The organism is Streptomyces aurantiacus (assembly GCF_027107535.1).
GTDB lineage: Bacteria > Actinomycetota > Actinomycetes > Streptomycetales > Streptomycetaceae > Streptomyces.
Genome location: NZ_CP114283.1, coordinates 8166248 through 8186683, shown reverse-complemented (window position 1 = coordinate 8186683; position 20436 = coordinate 8166248). Strand labels below are relative to the sequence as shown.

General features: G+C 69.6%; 18 protein-coding genes, 1 pseudogene and 1 riboswitch. Of the genes and pseudogenes, 8 read left to right on the top strand and 11 right to left on the bottom strand.

What is annotated here, in order from left to right:
* Positions 1-90: 90 nt before the first annotated feature.
* Positions 91-327, top strand: coding sequence for a hypothetical protein (locus tag O1Q96_RS38110; protein WP_269252456.1), 237 nt, complete (start codon positions 91-93; stop codon positions 325-327).
* Here the strand turns inward: O1Q96_RS38110 and O1Q96_RS38105 are convergent.
* The 6 genes from O1Q96_RS38105 to O1Q96_RS38080 all read right to left on the bottom strand — a co-directional run bounded on the left by O1Q96_RS38105 (position 240) and on the right by O1Q96_RS38080 (position 7617).
* The gene (locus O1Q96_RS38105) at positions 240-1265 is read right to left on the bottom strand and encodes a ribonucleotide-diphosphate reductase subunit beta (RefSeq protein WP_269252455.1); all 1026 of its coding nucleotides are present in this window, start codon (positions 1263-1265) and stop codon (positions 240-242) included. The two genes, O1Q96_RS38110 and O1Q96_RS38105, sit on opposite strands and share 88 nt — an antisense overlap.
* The gene (locus tag O1Q96_RS38100) at positions 1265-3685 is read right to left on the bottom strand and encodes a ribonucleoside-diphosphate reductase subunit alpha (protein ID WP_269252454.1); all 2421 of its coding nucleotides are present in this window, start codon (positions 3683-3685) and stop codon (positions 1265-1267) included. The genes O1Q96_RS38105 and O1Q96_RS38100 overlap by 1 nt, the downstream gene beginning before the upstream one ends.
* Before the next feature lie 138 nt (positions 3686-3823).
* A riboswitch (cobalamin riboswitch) is annotated at positions 3824-3960 on the bottom strand.
* A gap of 74 nt (positions 3961-4034) precedes the next feature.
* On the bottom strand, positions 4035-4574 hold the full coding sequence (locus tag O1Q96_RS38095; RefSeq protein ID WP_269252453.1) for a GNAT family N-acetyltransferase: 540 nt from the start codon (positions 4572-4574) through the stop codon (positions 4035-4037).
* A 170-nt stretch (positions 4575-4744) separates the two neighbouring features.
* Complete coding sequence (gene mctP / locus O1Q96_RS38090; protein WP_269252452.1) at positions 4745-6370, bottom strand: monocarboxylate uptake permease MctP; 1626 nt, start codon at positions 6368-6370, stop codon at positions 4745-4747.
* Entirely contained in the window at positions 6367-6648 is a 282-nt protein-coding gene (locus tag O1Q96_RS38085; protein WP_269252451.1) for a DUF3311 domain-containing protein, read from the bottom strand. Before O1Q96_RS38085 ends, mctP begins: the two co-directional genes overlap by 4 nt.
* A gap of 204 nt (positions 6649-6852) precedes the next feature.
* A complete protein-coding gene (locus O1Q96_RS38080) occupies positions 6853-7617 on the bottom strand; it encodes a GntR family transcriptional regulator (protein WP_217453180.1) in 765 nt (254 codons plus the stop codon).
* A gap of 418 nt (positions 7618-8035) precedes the next feature.
* On the opposite strand from O1Q96_RS38080, the gene O1Q96_RS38075 reads away from it, so the two are divergent.
* The 4 genes from O1Q96_RS38075 to O1Q96_RS38060 all read left to right on the top strand — a co-directional run bounded on the left by O1Q96_RS38075 (position 8036) and on the right by O1Q96_RS38060 (position 12738).
* Positions 8036-9313: an extracellular solute-binding protein gene (locus O1Q96_RS38075; protein ID WP_269252450.1), complete on the top strand. Its 1278-nt coding sequence runs from the start codon at positions 8036-8038 to the stop codon at positions 9311-9313.
* Positions 9314-9397: 84 nt separating this feature from the next.
* Positions 9398-10399, top strand: a complete 1002-nt coding sequence (locus tag O1Q96_RS38070) for a carbohydrate ABC transporter permease (protein ID WP_269253888.1) — start codon at positions 9398-9400, stop codon at positions 10397-10399.
* On the top strand, positions 10396-11235 hold the full coding sequence (locus O1Q96_RS38065; RefSeq protein ID WP_269252449.1) for a carbohydrate ABC transporter permease: 840 nt from the start codon (positions 10396-10398) through the stop codon (positions 11233-11235). The genes O1Q96_RS38070 and O1Q96_RS38065 overlap by 4 nt, the downstream gene beginning before the upstream one ends.
* Positions 11236-11244: 9 nt before the next feature.
* Entirely contained in the window at positions 11245-12738 is a 1494-nt protein-coding gene (locus tag O1Q96_RS38060; protein ID WP_269252448.1) for a glycoside hydrolase family 3 protein, read from the top strand.
* A gap of 188 nt (positions 12739-12926) precedes the next feature.
* On the opposite strand, the gene nagB is transcribed toward O1Q96_RS38060, so the two are convergent.
* Positions 12927-13712: a glucosamine-6-phosphate deaminase gene (nagB, locus tag O1Q96_RS38055; protein WP_269252447.1), complete on the bottom strand. Its 786-nt coding sequence runs from the start codon at positions 13710-13712 to the stop codon at positions 12927-12929.
* Positions 13713-13942: 230 nt separating this feature from the next.
* On the opposite strand from nagB, the pseudogene O1Q96_RS38050 reads away from it, so the two are divergent.
* A pseudogene (locus O1Q96_RS38050) lies at positions 13943-14296 on the top strand (hypothetical protein); the annotation flags it as partial.
* Positions 14297-14727: 431 nt separating this feature from the next.
* The gene (locus tag O1Q96_RS38045) at positions 14728-16194 is read left to right on the top strand and encodes a sensor histidine kinase (protein WP_269253887.1); all 1467 of its coding nucleotides are present in this window, start codon (positions 14728-14730) and stop codon (positions 16192-16194) included.
* A gap of 313 nt (positions 16195-16507) precedes the next feature.
* On the opposite strand, the gene O1Q96_RS38040 is transcribed toward O1Q96_RS38045, so the two are convergent.
* The gene (locus O1Q96_RS38040) at positions 16508-16765 is read right to left on the bottom strand and encodes a WhiB family transcriptional regulator (protein WP_016639615.1); all 258 of its coding nucleotides are present in this window, start codon (positions 16763-16765) and stop codon (positions 16508-16510) included.
* Positions 16766-17083: 318 nt separating this feature from the next.
* A complete protein-coding gene (locus O1Q96_RS38035; RefSeq protein WP_269252446.1) occupies positions 17084-18052 on the bottom strand; it encodes a diacylglycerol/lipid kinase family protein in 969 nt (322 codons plus the stop codon).
* Positions 18053-18188: 136 nt separating this feature from the next.
* On the opposite strand from O1Q96_RS38035, the gene O1Q96_RS38030 reads away from it, so the two are divergent.
* Entirely contained in the window at positions 18189-18638 is a 450-nt protein-coding gene (locus O1Q96_RS38030; protein WP_269252445.1) for a hypothetical protein, read from the top strand.
* 177 nt (positions 18639-18815) lie between these two features.
* Here O1Q96_RS38030 and O1Q96_RS38025 read toward each other — a convergent pair whose 3' ends face one another.
* Both O1Q96_RS38025 and O1Q96_RS38020 read right to left on the bottom strand, forming a co-directional pair.
* A complete protein-coding gene (locus O1Q96_RS38025) occupies positions 18816-19958 on the bottom strand; it encodes a SigB/SigF/SigG family RNA polymerase sigma factor (protein WP_269252444.1) in 1143 nt (380 codons plus the stop codon).
* A complete protein-coding gene (locus tag O1Q96_RS38020) occupies positions 19955-20368 on the bottom strand; it encodes an ATP-binding protein (RefSeq protein ID WP_055512819.1) in 414 nt (137 codons plus the stop codon). The genes O1Q96_RS38025 and O1Q96_RS38020 overlap by 4 nt, the downstream gene beginning before the upstream one ends.
* Positions 20369-20436: the final 68 nt, after the last annotated feature.

Below are 20436 nucleotides of genomic sequence, written 5' to 3'. Positions count from 1 at the left end.
GCCAGTGTGCACCCGATCTGGCAGGAAATCGAGGGTGCACGGCAGTCCTGCCACTCACGGTAAGGAGCATTCGGCGCGACAGTGGTGTCCATGAATACGACACAGCTGGAAGGCCTGATCGGAATGCTCACCGTCCTCGGAATCCTCGTCCTGCTCGTCCTCCCCGCGGTGACCGGTGTCGTGCGCGACCGGCGCATCGACCGTCAGCTCAGGGAGGCCGAACAGGGCCGCTCGCAGGGTCAGAAGTCCTCGTCGAGGTCGACCGAACCCTCCACCGCCACCTGGTACGCCGAGGGGCGGCGCTCGAAGAAGTTGGTCAGCTCCTGAACCCCCTGGAGCTCCATGAACGAGAAGGGGTTCTCGGAGCCGTACACCGGGGCGAAGCCGAGGCGTTGCAGGCGCTGGTCGGCGACGCACTCCAGGTACTGCCGCATGGAGTCGGTGTTCATGCCCGGCAGGCCGTCACCGCACAGGTCGCGCGCGAACTGCAGCTCGGCCTCGACGGCCTCCCGGAGCATGTCGGTGACCTGCCGCCGGAGCTCGTCGTCGAAGAGCTCCGGCTCCTCCTTGCGGACGGTGTCGACCACCTCGAACGCGAAGGACATGTGCATCGTCTCGTCGCGGAACACCCAGTTGGTGCCGGTCGCCAGACCGTGGAGCAGGCCCCGGCTGCGGAACCAGTAGACGTACGCGAAGGCCCCGTAGAAGAACAGCCCCTCGATGCACGCGGCGAAGCAGATGAGGTTGAGCAGGAAGCGGCGGCGGTCGGCCTTCGTCTCCAGCCGGTCCAGCTTCTCCACCGAGTCCATCCACCTGAAGCAGAACTCGGCCTTCTCGCGGATGGAGGGGATGCTCTCCACCGCGTCGAAGGCCGCGGCCCTGTCCTTCGGATCGGGCAGATAGGTGTCGAGCAGCGTCAGATAGAACTGGACGTGCACGGCCTCCTCGAAGAGCTGGCGGCTCAGGTAGAGCCGCGCCTCGGGGGAGTTGATGTGCTTGTAGAGCGTCAGCACCAGGTTGTTCGACACGATCGAGTCGCCCGTCGCGAAGAACGCGACCAGCCGGCCGATCATGTGCTGCTCGCCCGGTGAGAGCTTCGCCAGGTCGGTGACGTCCGAGTGGAGGTCGACCTCCTCGACGGTCCAGGTGTTCTTGATCGCGTCCCGGTAGCGCTCGTAGAAGTCCGGGTAGCGCATGGGGCGCAGGGTCAGCTCGAAGCCAGGGTCGAGAAGGTTCTTCTCGCTCTTCTCAGGTGCGGTGGTCATTACTGGCAGGCCTCGCAGGACTCGGGGTTCTCAAGGGAGCAGGCGACGGCGTCGGGGTCGGCGGCCTGCTGTACGGGAATGGTCTTCTCGGGCCGCGCCTCGGTCCGGGTCTGGGCCTGGGCGGCGCGGGCGATGCGGGTGGCCGGGCGCGAGCGCAGGTAGTACGTCGTCTTCAGACCCGACTTCCAGGCGTACGCGTACATCGAGGAGAGCTTGCCGATGGTCGGCGTCTCCAGGAACAGGTTCAGCGACTGGGCCTGGTCCAGGAACGGCGTCCGGGCGGCGGCCATGTCGATCAGAGCGCGCTGCGGGATCTCCCACGCCGTGCGGTACAGGTCGCGCACGTCCTGCGGGACCCAGGTGAAGCCCTGCACCGAGCCGTTCGACTCACGCAGCGCCTCCCTGGTCTGCGCGTCCCACACGCCGAGCTCCTTCAGCTCGGCCACCAGGTAGGAGTTGACCTGGAGGAACTCGCCGGACAGGGTCTCGCGCTTGAACAGGTTGGAGACCTGCGGCTCGATGCACTCGTAGACACCGGCGATGGACGCGATGGTCGCGGTGGGGGCGATCGCGAGGAGCAGCGAGTTGCGCAGGCCCACCGAGGCGATCCGCTCCCGCAGCGCCGACCAGCGCTCCGGCCAGTTCAGCTCCACGTCGAAGTGGTCCGGGTGCAGCACCCCCCGGGCCGTACGGGTCTTCTCCCAGGCGGGCAACGGGCCGTTGCGCTCGGCGAGGTCCGCGGACGCCTCGTACGCGGCGAGCATGATCCGCTCGGCGATCCGGGTGGAGAGCGCGCGCGCCTGCGGGGAGTCGAAGGGCAGCCGCAGCTTGAAGAAGACGTCCTGCAGACCCATCGCGCCCAGGCCCACCGGACGCCACTTCGTGTTGGAACGGCCCGCCTGCTCGGTCGGGTAGAAGTTGATGTCGACGACCCGGTCGAGGAAGGTGACGGCGGTACGGACGGTCGCGTCCAGCCGCTCCCAGTCGATGTCCCGCGCGTCCGCGTCGACGAAGGCGCCCAGGTTCACCGACCCGAGGTTGCAGACCGCGGTCTCCCCGTCGTCCGTCACCTCCAGGATCTCGGTGCACAGGTTCGAGGAGTGGACCGTGTGGCCGGGCAGCGCCGTCTGGTTGGCCGTGCGGTTGGCGGCGTCCTTGAAGGTCATCCAGCCGTTGCCGGTCTGGGCGAGGGTGCGCATCATGCGGCCGTACAGATCGCGGGCCGGAATGGTCTTCTTGGCGAGACCCTGCTCCTCGGCCTTGCGGTACGCGGCGTCGAACTCCTCGCCCCACAGGTCGACCAGCTCGGGCACGTCCGAGGGCGAGAACAGCGACCAGACGCGGTCCTCGTTCACCCGGCGCATGAACTCGTCCGGGATCCAGTGCGCGAGGTTCAGGTTGTGCGTGCGCCGGGCGTCCTCACCGGTGTTGTCGCGCAGCTCCAGGAACTCCTCGATGTCGGAGTGCCAGGTCTCCAGGTAGACCGCGGCCGCGCCCTTGCGCCGGCCACCCTGGTTCACGGCGGCCACCGAGGCGTCGAGCGTCTTCAGGAACGGGACGATGCCGTTCGAGTGCCCGTTCGTGCCGCGGATCAGTGAACCGCGGGAGCGGACCCGGGAGTACGAGAGGCCGATGCCGCCCGCGTGCTTCGAGAGGCGGGCCACCTGGTGGTAGCGGTCGTAGATGGAGTCCAGCTCGTCCAGCGGGGAGTCGAGGAGGTAGCAGGACGACATCTGCGGGTGCCGCGTACCGGAGTTGAAGAGGGTGGGGGAGGAGGGCAGGTAGTCGAGGCGGCTCATGAGGGCGTACAGCGCCGCGACCTCGTCCACCGAGCGGCTCGTGGCGTCCTCGGCGAGACCGCTCGCCACCCGCAGCATGAAGTGCTGGGGCGTCTCGATGACGGACCGGGTGATCGGGTGCCGTAGCAGGTACCGGCTGTGGAGGGTGCGCAGGCCGAAGTAGCCGAAGCGGTCGTCGGCGCCCTCGGCGGAAGAGGCGTCGATCAGCGCGTCGAGACGGGCCGCGTGGACGCGGACGAACTCGGCCGTGCGGTCGGCGATCAGGCCCTCGCGGTGGCCGACGGCGACCGACTCGGAGAAGGAGCGCACGCCCTGCGAGGCGGCCTCCGCGGTGATGCCGACCGTCAGCAGGCGTGCGGCCAGCTTCGAGTACACCGGGTCCTCGGAGATGAGACCCGCGGCCGCCTCCGTGGCGAGCTCGCGCAGCTCCGGCTCGTCCGCGACGGCGGACCGGCCGCGCAGGGCCGCCGCGGCGACCCTGCCGGGGTCGGCGCCGGGGAGGTCGGCGGTGAAGGCGGTCAGGGTCCGCAGCAACGCGGTTCCCGGTCCGTCGGCCGCGGCCCTGTCCTGCTGGTCCTGTGTCGCTTCCGCTGAAACCGGATCGGCTGGCGCGATGGTCACGTGGGGCTCTCCCTCGCTCGGCACGGGGCCTGCGGGGAGAGGGGTTCGGGGCACACGGGGGTATCGGCTCCGCGCAGCGGTACCCCGCGTCCACCGGCCCACTCCGCGAGGCCCGGACGTCATGCACCCGGGCCGGACGGCCTGGGCGCGCTGTCGGCAGGTCCTCGGACTGACTCCTGTACGACGGCATGCGGGCATACGCGTACAAGTACACCGTTGCGGGACAGTTCCGGATTCACACCGGATTCCCCTGCGGCGACAGCGAGCATGAGCATACATCTTGTGCCGGGCTCCGGAAGCACCCCCACATGTTGTGTCGTGGCGGCTCCGGAGGGTGCAGCGGAGTGTGTCAGAGCGTCAACTCGTAGCTGAGGAGCATGATGTCGTCCAGCTGCGGGACGGGGTTCCAGTCGCGGCCGGGGGCGCGGGTGAAGCCGAGGCGCTCGTAGATGCGGTGGGCGCTGTGCATGGTGCGCTGGGTGGACAGCACGATGCCCCAACAGCCCTCCGTGGTCCGGGCGCGGTCGATGCACGCGCGGACGAGGGAGGTGCCCACGCCCCGTCCTCGGGCCTCTTTCGAGACCGCCAGCATCCGTATCTCGGCCTCGCCCTCGCGCGAGATCTCGGCCATGAGTCCGCCGGACGGCACGAAGGTCACCCCGCCGAGGACCCTGCCCCCGGAGGACTTGGAGGACTTGGAGGTCCCGGCGCTCTCCACGGCCACCAGCACGTCGGCCGCGGCGGCGCGCTTCGCGACGTTCCGCAGCTCGCCGAGATACTCGTCGCTCTCCCCGAAGTCGAGCAGCCCGTCCCCGAGATAGGCCTGCGCGGTGATCTCTCCCAGCGCCGTGTACTCCCCGGGCTCCGCCCGCCTGATCGCGATGTCCATGCCCCGCAGTGTGCCCGAGGAGGGCGACGGCGGCTCCCGGATTTTCCGCTCCTCCGGCTTCCGGGGAGCGGGGGAGCGGGGGGCGGGCCCTGGGCCCGGAGGAGAAGACGGGCAGGGGCGGCCGGGGGCGAGAACGCCCCCGGCCGCCCCTCGGGCCAGGCCGACAGGGCCTAGTGCCCCGCCCCGGCCGTGGCCGGCGGCAGCTCCACCTGGACGCCCTTGTCGCCGGCGTCCGCCGTGTAGTCCTCCGGCGACGTCTCGTCGATGCCGTCGGGGGCCTTGAAGGCCCTCAGCGCGAAGGTCAGGACGACCGTCACGACCACGTTCAGGACGAACGCCGTCAGGCCGATGTACCCGATCTCGCCGATCCCGGGGATCTCCTTGGCCGAACCACCGAAGTGCTTCTGGGTCGGCGAGGCCACCCCGTACGCCGCGACCGTGCCGTACAGCATGCCGACCGCCCAGCCCGCGAGCAGCGCCCACCGGTGGAACCACCGGGTGAACAGACCGCCGACCAGCGCCGGGAAGGTCTGCAGGATCCAGATCCCGCCCAGCAGCTGGAAGTTGATCGCCACGGTCTTGTCCATGGTGAGGACGAAGGCCAGCGCGCCCACCTTCACCAGCAGCGAGACCAGCTTGGAGACCTTGGTCTCCTGGGCGGGTGTCGCGTCGGGCTTGATGAAGTCCTTGTAGATGTTGCGGGTGAAGAGGTTCGCCGCCGCGATGGACATGATCGCCGCCGGTACGAGCGCGCCGATACCGATCGCCGCGAACGCCACGCCCGCGAACCAGGCCGGGAACATCGTCTCGAAGAGCTGCGGGATCGCCAACTGCCCGTTCTGCACCTTGATCCCGGCCGCGATCGCCATGAACCCGAGCAGCGCGAGCAGCCCCAGCATCAGCGAGTACAGCGGCAGGATCGTGGTGTTGCGCCGGATCACCTCACGGCTGCGGCTGGACAGCGTCGCCGTGATCGAGTGCGGGTACATGAACAGCGCCAGCGCCGAGCCCAGGGCCAGCGTCGCGTACGTCCACTGGCCGGCCTCGCTCGGGGTCAGGGCGCCACGGGGCGCGCCCGTCGCCGGGTTGGTCTGGCTGTAGGCCTCGCCCGCCTTGGCGAAGATCTCGTCGAAGCCGCCCAGCTTGATCGGGATGTAGATGATCGCGACCGCGATGACTATGTAGATCAGCGTGTCCTTGACGAACGCGATCAGGGCCGGTGCGCGCAGGCCGGACGAGTACGTGTACGCGGCCAGCACGCCGAAGGCGATGAGCAGCGGCAGGTCCTTGATGAACCAGTTGGTGTCCTCCCCGCCGCCGACGCCCATCACGTCCAGGACGGCCTGGATGCCGACCAGTTGGAGCGCGATGTACGGCATCGTCGCGAGGATGCCGGTCACCGCCACCGCGAGCGACAGCCCCTTCGAGCCGAAGCGCCCGCGTACGAAGTCCGACGTCGTCACGTACCCGTGCTTGTGCGAGACCGACCACAGGCGGGGCAGGAACGTGAAGATGAGCGGGTACACCAGGATCGTGTAGGGGACGGCGAAGAAGCCGGCCGCGCCCGCCGCGTAGATCGCCGCCGGGACCGCCACGAAGGTGTATGCCGTGTAGAGGTCGCCGCCGAGCAGGAACCACGTGACCCAGGTGCCGAACGACCGTCCGCCCAGGCCCCATTCGTCGAGGCTGTCGGTCTCGGCCCGGCGCCAGCGCGACGCGAGGAAGCCCATGACCGTGACGGCCAGGAAGAAGAAGATGAAGACGGCGAGTGCCACGCCGTTCACGCCGTCGTTCATGCGGACGCGCCCTCCTTCCGGGACTTGCGGGCGCGCTGGTCACGGTTCCACAGCGCGTACGCGACCATGGTGAGCGCGGTCGAGACGAACACCCACAGCATCTGGTACCAGTAGAAGAACGGGATGCCGATGAAGGCCGGGTCGACCTTCGCGTACGACCCCACCCAGAGCATCGCCACGAACGGCGCGATCAGACAGAGGGCGATCACCACACGGACCGGTGTCACCACCGGCGGTTTCTCTTCGGGCGCTCTCGGCGCGTCCGGTGTGTCCGGCATATGACGGCTCCGTCCCCTCACTGATCACCTGTGCGACGCGCAGGAAATCTAAGGGACGGCTTTGCTTTATGGAACCCCCCGTCCGCACACCGGAGATCGCGTACCCTTCCGCCGCCGGATCGGATGCCGGACCACGGCGGATGCCCTGCCGCGGATCCGCCTCCCGGCGGTCCGCGCACAGCCGCCCGCACACTCCCTGCGGACCTACTCCGTGGGCCGCTTGAGCCGTGCGACGAACTTGTAGCGGTCCCCCCGGTACACCGACCGCACCCACTCCACCGGCTGCTCGTCCTTGTCCAGCGAGTGCCGGGACAGCATCAGCATCGGCAGGCCCACGTCGGTCCCGAGCAGCCCGGCCTCCCGGGGTGTGGCCAGGGACGTCTCGATCGTCTCCTCGGCCTCGGCGAGATGCACGTCGTACACCTCGGCCAGCGCCGTGTAGAGGGACGTGTACTTGACGAGCGACCTCCGCAGCGCGGGAAAGCGCTTCGCGGACAGATGCGTCGTCTCGATGGCCATCGGCTCACCGCTCGCGAGCCGGAGCCGCTCGATACGCAGGACGCGCCCGCCGGCCGTGATGTCGAGAAGCTCGGCGAGGGTGTCGTCGGCGGTGATGTAGCCGATGTCCAGGAGCTGCGAGGTGGGCTCCAGGCCCTGCGCCCTCATGTCCTCGGTGTACGAGGTGAGCTGGAGGGCCTGCGAGACCTTCGGCTTGGCGACGAAGGTGCCCTTGCCCTGGATGCGTTCGAGGCGGCCCTCGACGACCAGTTCCTGGAGGGCCTGGCGCACGGTCGTGCGTGAGGTGTCGAACTCGGCGGCGAGCGTGCGCTCGGGCGGTACCGGCGTGCCCGGCGGCAGCGTGTCCGTCATGTCGAGCAGGTGCTTCTTCAGGCGGTAGTACTTGGGCACGCGCGCGGTACGGATGGGGGCCCCACCCTCGTTCTCCGCACTGCTGACGTCGGTGCTCATACTCTGCCTTCCCGGCTCCGGGTGCCGATGCGGCCGACGTGCGCGTCGGCCACGGCTCACATCGTGGCACGCCCAGCCGTGCGAGTGTCCTCCCGCACGCTGCGTGATCCCCTCTATATACCGTCGGGGTCCCTTTTGGTCTAGTCCACCGCGAGAGCGGGTGCGCCGTGGACACCGGCCGCGGCCTGCGCACGGGCGCGCCCGTTCTGTCGCCCCTGTAGTGAAAGGTCCCTTCATATGTAGGTCGCGTAACGGACGGCCGGGAGCGGCTTTTCGACCCTTGACACCCCTCTAGGTCTAGGCCAAGCTCCCCGTACTGGTCTAAACCATTGAGGACCAGGTCCCAGCCCCACGGGCAGTACTCGTCGTAAGTCACGCGGTGGGCAGGGGGGTTGCTGGCATCCCTGAGGAGGATGACGTGAAGCGCAAGCTCATCGCGGCCGTCGGTGTCGCGGGCATGTTGATGTCGGTCGCGGCCTGTGGCGGCGACGACGGTGACAGTGGTGACAAGACGGGGGCCGACGGTTTCAAGGGCCAGACCCTGACCGTCTGGGCCATGGACGGCTCCACGCCGCCCGGCTGGACCAAGGACGTCAAGGCCGCCTTCGAGAAGAAGACCGGCGCCAAGCTGAAGTTCGAGACCCAGCAGTGGAACGGCATCCAGCAGAAGATCACCACCGCGCTCTCCGAGGACAGCCCGCCGGACGTCGTGGAGGTCGGCAACACCCAGACGCCCGCCTACGCGGCCACCGGCGGTCTCGCCGACCTGACGGACCTCAAGGCGGAGATCGGCGCCGACTGGACCGAGGCCCTCAACGCGTCCTCGGTGTTCGACGGCAAGCAGTACGCGGCTCCGTGGTACTTCGCCAACCGCGTCGTCATCTACAACAAGAAGGTCTGGGCCGACGCCGGCATCAAGGACACCCCGAAGACCCGCGAGGAGTTCTTCGCGGACCTGAAGGCCATCGACAAGAAGACCGACGCCGAGCCGATCTACCTGCCCGGCCAGAACTGGTACTTCTTCGACGGCCTGACCATCGGCCAGGGCGCCGACCTGGTGAAGAAGGACGGCGACAAGTACGTCTCCAACCTCGCGGACCCGAAGGTCGGCAAGGCCATGGAGATCTACAAGAAGTACCAGTCCTTCTCCAAGGCCCCCAAGGACAAGGACGAGGCGACCCCGCAGCAGGCCGAGGTGTTCGCCAAGGGCAAGGTGGGCGCCTTCGTCGGCATGGGCTGGGAGGCCGGCACGGCCATCGCCGCCAACAAGAAGATCGAGAAGGACATCGGCTACTTCACCATCCCCGGTGAGACGGCCGACAAGCCGGAGGGCGTCTTCCTCGGCGGCTCCAACTTCGCGGTCGCCGCGGGCAGCAAGAAGCAGGAGCTCGCCAAGGAGTTCCTCAAGGTGGCCCTGTCCGACAAGTTCGAGGGCGCGCTCGCCAAGGAGAACGGCGTCATCCCGAACAAGGAGTCGCTGCAGTCCCACCTCGCGGGCAACGGCGCCGCCGAGGCGGCCGCCCCGGCCGCGGCCGGCGGAGGCACCACGCCGCTGATCCCCGAGTGGGCCGCCGTGGAGAACGACCCGAACCCGATCAAGGCCTACATGACCGCGGTCCTCAAGGGGAAGTCGCCCGCCGACGCCGCCGAGCAGGTCGAGTCCGAGATCAACAAGCGGCTCGCGCAGAGCAGTTGAGCACCCGCCGGGGGCGGCCCGCCCGCCCCCGGCGCCGGCGCATCGAACGACCTGTGACTCCTGACGGTGGAAGAGATGGCGAGCATGTCAGTGCAGACCGAACGCACGGACACAGGCACGGCCGCGGCGCCCGGTGCCCGTAAGACCGACGTACCCCCGCCCACCGACGCCACGGACCCGGCCACGGCCAGGAGGCGCGGCGGTGCGTCCGCCCCCTACCTGCTCCTGGTGCCCGCGCTGCTCGTCACCGTGGTGCTGCTCGGCTGGCCGCTGGTCAAGAACGGCATGCTGTCGTTCCAGAACCTCAACCCGCGCCAGCTGATCCTGCACCTCACCGAGTGGAACGGCGGCGACAACTACAAAGAGGTCCTCGGCAGCGCTGACTTCTGGAAGGTCGTCCAGCGCACGGTCGTCTTCACCACCGTGAACGTCGTCCTCATCATGGTGCTCGGCACCCTCGTCGGCCTGCTCCTCGCCCGGCTCGGCAAGCGCATGCGGTTGCTGCTGCTGCTCGGTGTGGTGCTGGCCTGGGCGATGCCCGTGATCGCCGCGACCACCGTCTACCAGTGGCTGTTCGCCCAGCGCTTCGGCGTCGTCAACTGGCTGCTCGCCAAGGCGGGCTGGACGTCGATGGCCGACTACAACTGGTTCGGCTCCCAGCTCTCCACCTTCTCCGTGATCACCCTGGTGATCGTCTGGCAGTCCATCCCGTTCGTGGCGATCAACCTGTACGCCGCCACGACCACCATCCCGAAAGAGCTGTACGAGGCCGCCTCCATCGACGGGGCCGGGGTGTGGAAGAGCTTCACCCACGTGACCTTCCCGTTCCTGCGGCCGTTCCTGTGGGCGACGACCTTCCTGGAGGTCATCTGGGTCTTCAAGGCGTTCCCGCAGATCTTCGCGATGAACATGGGCGGACCCGACCGGCTCACCGAGACCCTGCCGATCTACGCGTTCGTCGAAGGCCCCGGCAACCAGCACTACGGGATGGGCGCGGCGATCTCGTTCCTGACGATCCTCATCCTGCTCGGCCTGACGGCCTACTACCTGCGAACCGTTCTCAAGCAAGAGGAGGACGAGCTGTGAAGCGCCCCGTCTCTTCCGTGGCGTCCCGGATCTGGCCCAACGCGACGGCCCTCGCCCTCTTCGTCGTCTTCGCGTTCCCCGTCTACTGGATGTTCGCGACCGCGCTGAAGCCGACCGGCGACATCATCGCGGACGACCCGGTCTTCGTGCCGACCGACATCACCCTCGACCACTTCCGACGGGCCCTGGACGCCGACCACTTCTGGACACTGGTCGGCAACTCCCTGACGGTGACCGTCCTCGCGGTGGTCTTCTCCCTCGTCATCGCGCTGCTCGCGTCCTTCGCGCTGGCCCGGATGCGGTTCAGGGGCCGTCGCGGCTTCCTCCTGACCTTCATGATCGCGCAGATGGCACCGTGGGAGGTCATGGTCATCGCGATCTACATGATCGTGCGCGACGCCGACCTGCTCAACAGCCTCGTACCACTCACCCTCTTCTACATGATCATGGTGCTGCCCTTCACCGTCCTGACGCTGCGCGGGTACGTCGCCGCCGTGCCGAAGGAGCTGGAGGAGTCGGCGATGGTGGACGGCTGCACCCGCAGGCAGGCCTTCGTGAAGGTCATCTTCCCGCTGCTCGCCCCCGGACTGATGGCCACCTCGCTCTTCGGCTTCATCACGGCGTGGAACGAGTTCCCGCTCGTCCTGATCCTCAACAAGGACGCCGAGAAGCAGACGCTCCCGCTGTGGCTCTCCAGCTTCCAGACGACGTTCGGCGACGACTGGGGGGCCACCATGGCCGCGGCCTCGCTCTTCGCCATCCCGATCCTGGTCCTCTTCGTCTTCCTCCAGCGCAAGGCCGTCAGCGGACTCACCTCCGGCGCGGTGAAGGGATAACGCCACCCGATGACCACCATCGTCTCCGGCACGGACACGCTGACCCGCGACGCCCTTGCCGTCCTGCAGCCCGGCTTCACCGGGACCTCCGCCCCCTCCTGGCTGCTGCGGCGGCTCGGCGAGGGCCTCGCCTCCGTCGGCCTCTTCGGCCGCAACATCGCTTCACCCGCCCAACTCGCCGCCTTGACCGCCCAGTTGCGCGCGGAGCGGGGCGACGTACTGGTCGCCATCGACGAGGAGGGCGGTGACGTCACGCGACTGGAGGTGCGGACGGGCTCGTCGTTCCCCGGCAACCACGCGCTGGGCGCGGTCGACGACGTGACGCTGACCGAGGCCGTGGCCCACGAGCTGGGCCGCCGGCTGGCCGACTGCGGGGTGAACCTCAACTGGGCACCGTCCGCGGACATCAACTCCAACCCCGACAACCCCGTCATCGGCGTACGGTCCTTCGGCGCCGACACGGCCCTGGTCGCCCGGCACACCGCCGCGTACGTCCGCGGGCTCCAGTCCGCCCACGTCGCCGCCTGCACCAAGCACTTCCCGGGGCACGGCGACACCGCGGTCGACTCCCATCACGCGCTGCCGCGCATCGACGCGGAGCTGTCGGTCCTGCAGTCGCGTGAGCTGGCCCCGTTCCGCGCGGCCATCGAGGCCGGCACCCGCGCCGTGATGAGCGCGCACATCCTGGTACCCGCCCTCGACCCGGCCCACCCCGCGACCCTCTCCCGCCGCGTCCTCACCGGACTGCTGCGCGAGGAACTCGGCTACGACGGGCTGATCGTCACCGACGGCATGGAGATGCGGGCCATCTCCGCGACCCACGGCATCGAGCGGGGCAGCGTCCTCGCGATCGCCGCGGGCGCCGACGCCATCTGCGTGGGTGGCGGGCTCGCGGACGACGCGACGGTCCTGCGGCTGCGGGACGCGCTGGTCACGGCGGTCCGCTCGGGCGAACTCCCCGAGGAACGACTGGCGGACGCGGCGGCCCGGGTGCGGGCCCTGGCGTCCTGGACCGCCTCGGCCGCCGTGGGGCCGGCCTCCGCCGCCGACGAGCCCGACCCCGGGATCGGCCTGGTGGCGGCCCGGCGCGCGCTGACCGTCACCCGCGGCCCGCACTGCGCGCCGCTCACCGGGGCGCCGTACGTCGCGGCCCTCACCCCCGCCACCAACATCGCCGTCGGGGACGAGACCCCCTGGGGCGTCGGCGCCGAGCTGCGCCGCAGGCTGCCGGGCACGGAGACCGGGAGCTTCTCGGGGGAGGGGGCCGGGGCGGAGGTGCTCGCGGCCGCCGGGCCGCGCCGGGTGGTCGCCGTCGTGCGCGACGTCCACCGGCACGGCTGGATGGCCGAGGCTCTCGACGCGCTGGTCACCGCCCGGCCGGACACGGTCGTGGTCGAGATGGGCGTACCGCAGGCTCCGCCCCGGGGCGCCCTCCACCTCGCCACGCACGGCGCTGCCCGGGTGTGCGGCCTCGCAGCGGCGGAGGCCATCACCGCCCTGTGACCTTGCCGGGCCCCCGGAGCACCTGGAGCTTTTCAAGGGGCCGGAGACCGGGGCTTTCAGGGGCGCGGGGAACTGCGCGATCAGCTGCGGCGAGCCCGCACCCGACCTCGCACTGGCGGCAGCGCCGAACGACAGGCGCCGGACTCCCACGCGGGGAGCCCGGCGCCTTCCGCGTCCCCCGAGAACCGCTAGATCCCCTGCCAGGCCGGCTTGTTGGAGTACGTGTGCCGGAAGTAGTCCGCCAGCTTCAGCTTGGACGCGGCCGCCTCGTCCACCACGACCGTGGCGTGCGGGTGCAACTGGAGCGCGGATGCCGGGCACACCGCCGCGACGGGGCCCTCGACGGTCGCCGCCACGGCGTCGGCCTTGCCTTCACCGGTGGCCAGCAGCACCAGGTGCCGTGCCTCCAGGATCGTCCCGATCCCCTGGGTGATCACGTGGTGCGGCACCTGCTCGATGTCGCCCTCGAAGAACCGGGCGTTGTCGACCCGTGTCTGCTCGGTCAGCGTCTTGATCCGCGTACGGGAGGCGAGCGAGGAGCACGGTTCGTTGAACCCGATGTGCCCGTCGGTGCCGATCCCGAGCAGCTGGAGATCGACCCCGCCCGCGTCGCCGAGCGCCTTGTCGTACGCCTCGCACGCGGCACGTACGTCCTCGGCGGTCCCGTCGGGTCCCATGAACGCCGCCATGCCGATCCCCAGAGGCTCCAGCACCTCGCGCCGCAGCACGGACCGGTACGACTCGGGATGCTCGGCCGGCAGTCCCACGTACTCGTCGAGCTGTGCGACCCGTGTCCGCGAGGCGTCCACGGCCCCGGAGCCCACCTTCGCCGCCAGCGCCTCGTAGATGGGCAGGGGGGTCGAACCGGTGGCCACCCCGAGCAGGGCTTCGGGCTTGTGCCGGATCAACTCCGCCATGGCCTCGGCAATGAGCTCGCCACCCGCCTTGGCGTCCGGAACGATGACAACTTCCACGCTGGGCCTGCCGTTCTGAGAGGGAACTCACCTGCATATGTGGTATAGACCAATCTAGCAGAACGCTCCTTCCCGGTCACCGCTGCCCGGCCGCTCCTTCCGCCCGGCGTTTTCCCTGTCGCCCGCTCTGGAATTCGCCGCACGGTGAGCAGCCAGGACGTCACGGGCACCGCCGGGCCGGTCCCCAGGCCGCGCGGACGCCCCCGCTCCTTCGATCGCGAGACGGCACCGCGGTGGAGCGGATGCTGCGCGAGGCCGCAGCCGGGTTCACCGTGCCGGGCCGCCCGCTCGGCTGCCTGGTCCTCCACGCCGCGACCAACTGCACCACCCCCGAGGTGGAGGCCTCTCTGCGGGATCGGCGCAGGGCCGGCATCGCCGCCGTGGAGCGCCGCGTACGGGCCGGTGCCGACGCGGGCGAGCTGCCCCCGGACACGGACACGGACACGGACACGGACACGGACACGGACACGGACGCGGCAGCCCTGGCCCGCCGTGCCGGCGCCATGATCCAGGGCATGTCCCAGCAGGCGCGCGACGGTGCCACCAAGGAGGAACCGGAGGCGCTCGCCGAACTCGCGATGTGAATCTGGCCCCGCCCGTGAACCGCTCGGGGTTAGGCTGCGTGGTGGATGGAGGACGCGAGTTGTTGGATTGAGAGACAACAACAAACATCCGTCAACGCATGGACACTCACAGTGGTCTAGTCCACAATGCTTACGCGAAGCTTGAGAACGCAACTGCACGATCAAGCCAGCTGAACGACCAAGCCTCCGCCTTCCCCGCACAGGAAGGCGGATCGAGGAACCGGCGCTCTCTGCCCTGACTGCACCGGCTCCTCATCCTTCGGCCGATCGGGACCGCACACCCCGCGGCCGATGTTGCTCCGGGCTGCGGTGCCGGGAGGGTTGAGGGTCCCTCCCAGGCGCCGCGGCCCGCGGGTGTTCTCCGGGGCCGCGCGGGTGGCCGATTTCGGGCCTTGTCGCACGCGACGGGTACGCTCGCACACGTGCCCTCCATGAACGATCTCGTACGCCAGCACACGGCCCTCGGTGACTCCGACCTCGAGTGGCTGCATCTGCTGGTCTCGGAGTGGCAGCTGCTCTCCGACCTCTCCTTCGCCGACCTCGTCCTGTGGGTCCCCACCCGCGACGGCACCCGCTATGTCTCGGTCGCCCAGATGCGACCCAACACCGGCCCCACCTCGTACCAGGACGACATGGTCGGTCACCTCGTGCCGCGCGGCCGCCGCCCCATGCTGGACGCCGCCCTGGACGAGGGCCGGATCGTGCGCGAGGGCGACCCGGAGTGGCGCGAGGAGGTGCCCGTCCGGGTCGAGTCCATCCCCGTGCGCAGGGAGGGCCGCGTCCTCGGTGTCATCGCCCGCAACACCAACCTCCTCACCGTGCGCACGCCCTCGCGGCTGGAACTCACCTATCTGCAGAGCGCATCCGACCTGGCGCAGATGATCGCGGCGGGCTCCTTCCCGTTCCCCGACCAGCAGGTGGACATGGATGCCTCGCCCCGCGTGGGCGACGGCCTGATCCGGCTGGACGCGGACGGCGTCGTCCAGTACGCGTCACCGAACGCGCTGTCGGCGTACCACCGCCTCGGCCTCGCCGCCGACCTGGTCGGCCACCACCTGGGCATGACCACCGCCGAACTCGCCCCGTCCCGGGGCCCGGTGGACGAGGCGCTGGCCAAGGTCGCCAGCGGCTGGGCGCCCCGCGAGTTCGAGATCGAGAGCAACGACGGCGTGATCCAGCTGCGCGCCATCCCGCTCAAACCCAAGGGCACCCGCGTGGGCTCGCTGGTACTCCTGCGGGACGTCACCGAACTGCGGCGCCGCGAGCGGGAGTTGATCACCAAGGACGCGACCATCCGGGAGATCCACCACCGGGTGAAGAACAACCTCCAGACGGTCGCGGCGCTGCTGCGTCTCCAGGCCCGTCGCATCGAGTCGGACGGGGGCCGCGAGGCTCTCGAAGAGGCGGTGCGCCGCGTCGGCTCGATCGCCATCGTGCACGAGACGCTCTCCCAGAACCTCGACGAGCGGGTGGAGTTCGACGAGATCGCCGACCGGGTGCTCGCCATGGTCGCCGAGATCTCACCGGGCAAGGTCGTCGGCCGGCGCACGGGCCGCTTCGGCATACTCGACGCCGAGGTCGCGACCCCGCTCTCCATGGTCCTCACCGAGATCCTGCAGAACGCCCTGGAGCACGGCTTCCGGGAGGGTGAGCGGGGCACGGTCGAGGTGTCCGCGGTCCGCGGCGGCACGTCCAAGGAGTCCCGTCTCCTGGTCACCGTCCAGGACGACGGGGTGGGCCTGCCCGAGGGCTTCGACCCGCACCGCTCGGGCAACCTCGGACTGCAGATCGTGCGGACCCTGGTGGAGGGCGAGTTGGGCGGCACCTTCGACATGGTCCGGGCCCCGGAGCGGGGCACACAGGTCGTACTGGACATTCCGGTACGGGCCAACAAGTAACCCACGTCACTCGGGCCGCCTGAGTAATCCAGGCGGCCCGGGCCGCCACCGGGCCCTCGGAAGCGACCCGCACCATTACTTCACGAACACGCTACGTAATCCTCGCCCGAGGGAATCGGTCGCGGACCGACGCCAGGAAGCCCGGGCAGGACGCGATCGCAAACAGCAATGAGCCCCGGACCACTGGGTGGTCCGGGGCTCATAGTGTTCATGCGGTTGTGCGCATCGGGGGTACTGCGCGCTGCGGCTCGGGGGCGGGAGATGCGTACTCGCTGTACGCGCCGCCAAGCTCAGGCTGTTGTGGGGCGGGTTGTCAGGCGGAGGCCTGACGGGCCCTGTTGCGGGCGGCGCGGCGCTTCATCGCACGGCGCTCGTCCTCGCTGAGACCACCCCAGACGCCGGAGTCCTGGCCGGACTCAAGCGCCCACTGCAGGCACTGCTCCATGACGGGGCAGCGACGGCAAACGGCCTTGGCTTCCTCGATCTGCAGCAGCGCAGGACCGGTGTTGCCGATGGGGAAGAAGAGCTCCGGGTCTTCCTCGCGGCAAACGGCGTTGTGACGCCAGTCCATGGCTGCTACCTCTCCTTGGTATTACATGCACGTTGCTTGTGAATGTGAACGCTTTCACGAATCCCTCAACAAGTGAAGGGCCGACTGCCATACGGACTGGCATCGTCCTGTGATGTGAGGAGGGGTTCCGGCGCTCTGTGGGGGCGATGTTGCGGCCCGTCCCGAGCGCCACGTAGAGACTCGCAAACCTCAGCGGCGGATACAACCCCTACCGGAAAGTTTTTTTTGATTCCTCGGTGTCGACTAGGTCACAGCCGTACTTCCATGGGGTGGATCCTGGTCTAAACGTTCGAGTGGAAGGACTTTAGCCCGTTCCGCTCACACAATCACACGCAGTGCACGGCGAACGCCTGTGAACGCGACGCTCGTACGCAGTCCGAGGTGGTCGCCGTCCATCTGCAGGGGGAGTGGGACCTTCGAATGCAAGGTGAAGTCGGTCAGATCGTGCAGGGACACCGCGTGCTTGCCATGGGGTCCGCGCTCGGGGGACGAAGTGAGCAACTGGGTGCCATACCGGGCAACCGCACCCGTCGACATGCGGCTCAGGCCGAGCACGTCGAGGCCGGTATCGAACGAGGCCTTAGGTGACGCGTACACCGGGCGATTGCCCAGATACGTCCACGGGGAGGTGTTGCAGACTATCGAGAGCACCAGATCGGTCACCGGGTCGCAGCCGGGCCGCTCCAGTGTGATGGTGCCGCGGCGACGGTGGGTCTCCCCGAAGAACTGGCGCATCGCCTGGCGGAGGTAGAGAGAGTGGGTGGAGCGCTTGCCGCGCTCACGGTGCTGTTCGACGCGGCCGACCACGCCGGCGTCGAAGCCGAGGCCCGCGTTGAAGGTGAACCAGCGGGCGGGGACGCCCTCGTCCTCACTGCCCGGGGTGCCCGCGGCGAGACCCAGGCCCACCGTGCGCTCCCGGCCCTCCCGCAGGGCGTCCAGGAGGGCGCCCGTCGCCTCGACGGCGTCGTTGGGCAGGCCCAGGGCGCGGGCGAAGACGTTGGTGGAACCGCCGGGGACCACGGCGAGGCCGGGCAGATGGTCGGGGTCGGGGCCGTTGTGCAGCAGACCGTTCACGACCTCGTTGACCGTGCCGTCGCCGCCGAGGGCCACGACCAGTTCTATGTCCTTGCTCTCCGCGGCCTGCCGGCCGAGGTCCCTGGCATGGCCGCGGTACTCGGTGGTGACCGCTTCGAGTTTCATCTCGCTCGCCAGCGCGTGGATCAAGACGTCACGCGTGCGTGCGCTGGTGGTGGTTGCTGCCGGATTGACCACAAGAAGTGCACGCATGCGATGCAGCGTACCTACCGCTTGGTACTCGGCCCATACCGAGGTGAGGATCAGGTGAGAAGGCGAGCGCCCGGCGCGTGCGCCGGGAGTGCCCCGGGCGCAGGGGAGTGGACGGGGCGAGGGCTACCCTTCAGGGGTGAGTTCTGCGCAGAATCCCACCCCGGAATCGACCGACCCCGACCCCCGCCCCGGGCGGCTGACCGCGGCCGCGGCGCTCGCCGGGCTGGAGGGGCTCGCCCTCGTCGTCGGGGGCGTCTACATGCTCGTGATGGGCCTCACCGGCCACCCGGACGACCGGAGCCAGGCCGTCACCGGGGGTGTGACGCTGATCGTGCTCGCGCTGCTGCCCCTGCTTGCCGCGCGCGGGCTGCTCATGCGCCGCGGCTGGAGCCGGGGGCCGGCGATCATCACGCAGATCATGGCGCTGCCCGTCGCGTACAACCTGCTCCAGGCCGACAGCCTCGCCATTCCCGGGGGGATCGCCCTGGCGGTGGTGGCGGTCGCGACGTTGGTACTGATCCTGAACCCCGAGACGACGCGGGCGCTGGGGATCACCGGCCCCGGCGGGATCCGGGAACCGAAGTAGGACCCGAAAGCAGGACGGGGCGCCGCGAGCAGCACGGGCGGCACCCAGGGCGTAGTGGGTCCGCGCGTCGAGGCCGTGCCGGGTGCGCGGGCCGGTCGTCGCGGCTCGCGCGGTTTCACCGGGTCCCCGGAGGGCAGACGGTCTCCCGCGCCCCCTGACGGAAGGGCGCGGGGCTTCCTACTCCTCGACCAGCAGCTTTTCGCGGAGCTGGGCCAGCGTGCGGGCCAGCAGCCGGGAGACGTGCATCTGGGAGATGCCGACCTCCTGGGCGATCTGCGACTGGGTCATGTTCGCGAAGAAGCGCAGCAGCAGAATGCGCTTCTCACGCGGAGGGAGGTCCTCCAGGAGCGGCTTGAGGGACTCGCGGTACTCGACGCCCTCCAGTGCCTCGTCCTCGGAGCCCAGGGTGTCCGCGACGGCCGGCGACTCGTCGTCCGTGTCGGGGACGTCCAGGGACAACGTGGAGTACGCGTTGGCCGACTCCAGGCCCTCCAGGACCTCCTCCTCCGAGATGGCCAGTTTCTCGGCCAGCTCGTGCACGGTGGGGGAGCGGCCGTGCTGCTGGGAGAGCTCCGCGGTCGCCGTGGTCAGCGAGAGCCGCAGCTCCTGCAGACGGCGGGGCACGCGCACGGCCCAGCCCTTGTCCCGGAAGTGCCGCTTGATCTCACCGACGACCGTCGGAGTCGCGTAGGTCGAGAACTCGACACCACGCTCCGGGTCGAAACGGTCGACCGACTTGATCAGACCGATGGTCGCGACCTGTGTGAGGTCGTCCAACGGCTCGCCGCGATTGCGGAAACGGCGCGCGAGATGCTCCACGAGCGGCAGGTGCATGCGGACCAGCTGGTTGCGCAGCTCCGCGTACTCCGGACTGCCGGCATCCAGCTTGCGCAGCTCGATGAACTTGAGCCGCGCCCCGCTCCGGTTGTGGGGGTCGTGCTGTGCGCCCGACGCGCTGTTGTCGGCATTCCGCTCGTGCTCGTGCTGCTCGCTCATGATCCCGCCCGTCACCCGCCGCCGCCCTTCCACGGACGCTCCCCCAGACTCCGTCCGGGGGGACCCCCTTTGCGCGGCAACGTCTGGATCCTGTCGCCCGTCACTGCCGGAGGGCGCTTCGCGCCCGTCCTCCTCGATCGGCTCCGCCCCAGACGCCCCGGCCGCCGGGGACCCACCGTCCTCCGGATGCGGCCGGGCCTGCTCGGGGATGCCGTCGACCCCCTTCGCCAGGGGCCGGGGCGCGCCGGGGCCGTCCTCGCCCCCGGCGGCAGGTTCCCGTGTGCCGCGCTCTTCGTCCCGCACCGGCCCGTCCCCGTTCCTCACGCCGGCCCGGGTCCCGCGCCGCGCTGTTTGTAGAGGCTGATCGAAACGGTTTTGTCGTCGGCCACCGAGGAGGAGACCTTGCCCGCGAGGGCCGACAGCACGGTCCAGGCAAACGTGTCCCGTGCGGGGGCGTGGCCGTCGGTGGTCGGGGCCGAGACGGTCACCTCGAGCGAGTCGTCGATCAGGCGGAACACACAGCTGAGCACGGAGCCCGGCACCGCCTGTTGCAACAGGATCGCGCACGCCTCGTCCACGGCGATGCGCAAGTCCTCGATCTCGTCGAGGGTGAAGTCCAAACGCGCCGCGAGGCCGGCCGTGGCCGTGCGCAGCACCGACAGGTAGGCACCCGCAGCCGGCAGCCGGACTTCCACGAAGTCCTGGGTCGCGGGCTCGCCTGCGATCTGGGACACCCTCACCTCCAAGGTGGTACAAGCTCTTTCGGGGGCCGGGGGTTGCCCCCCGGGTAACGCGCCATGTG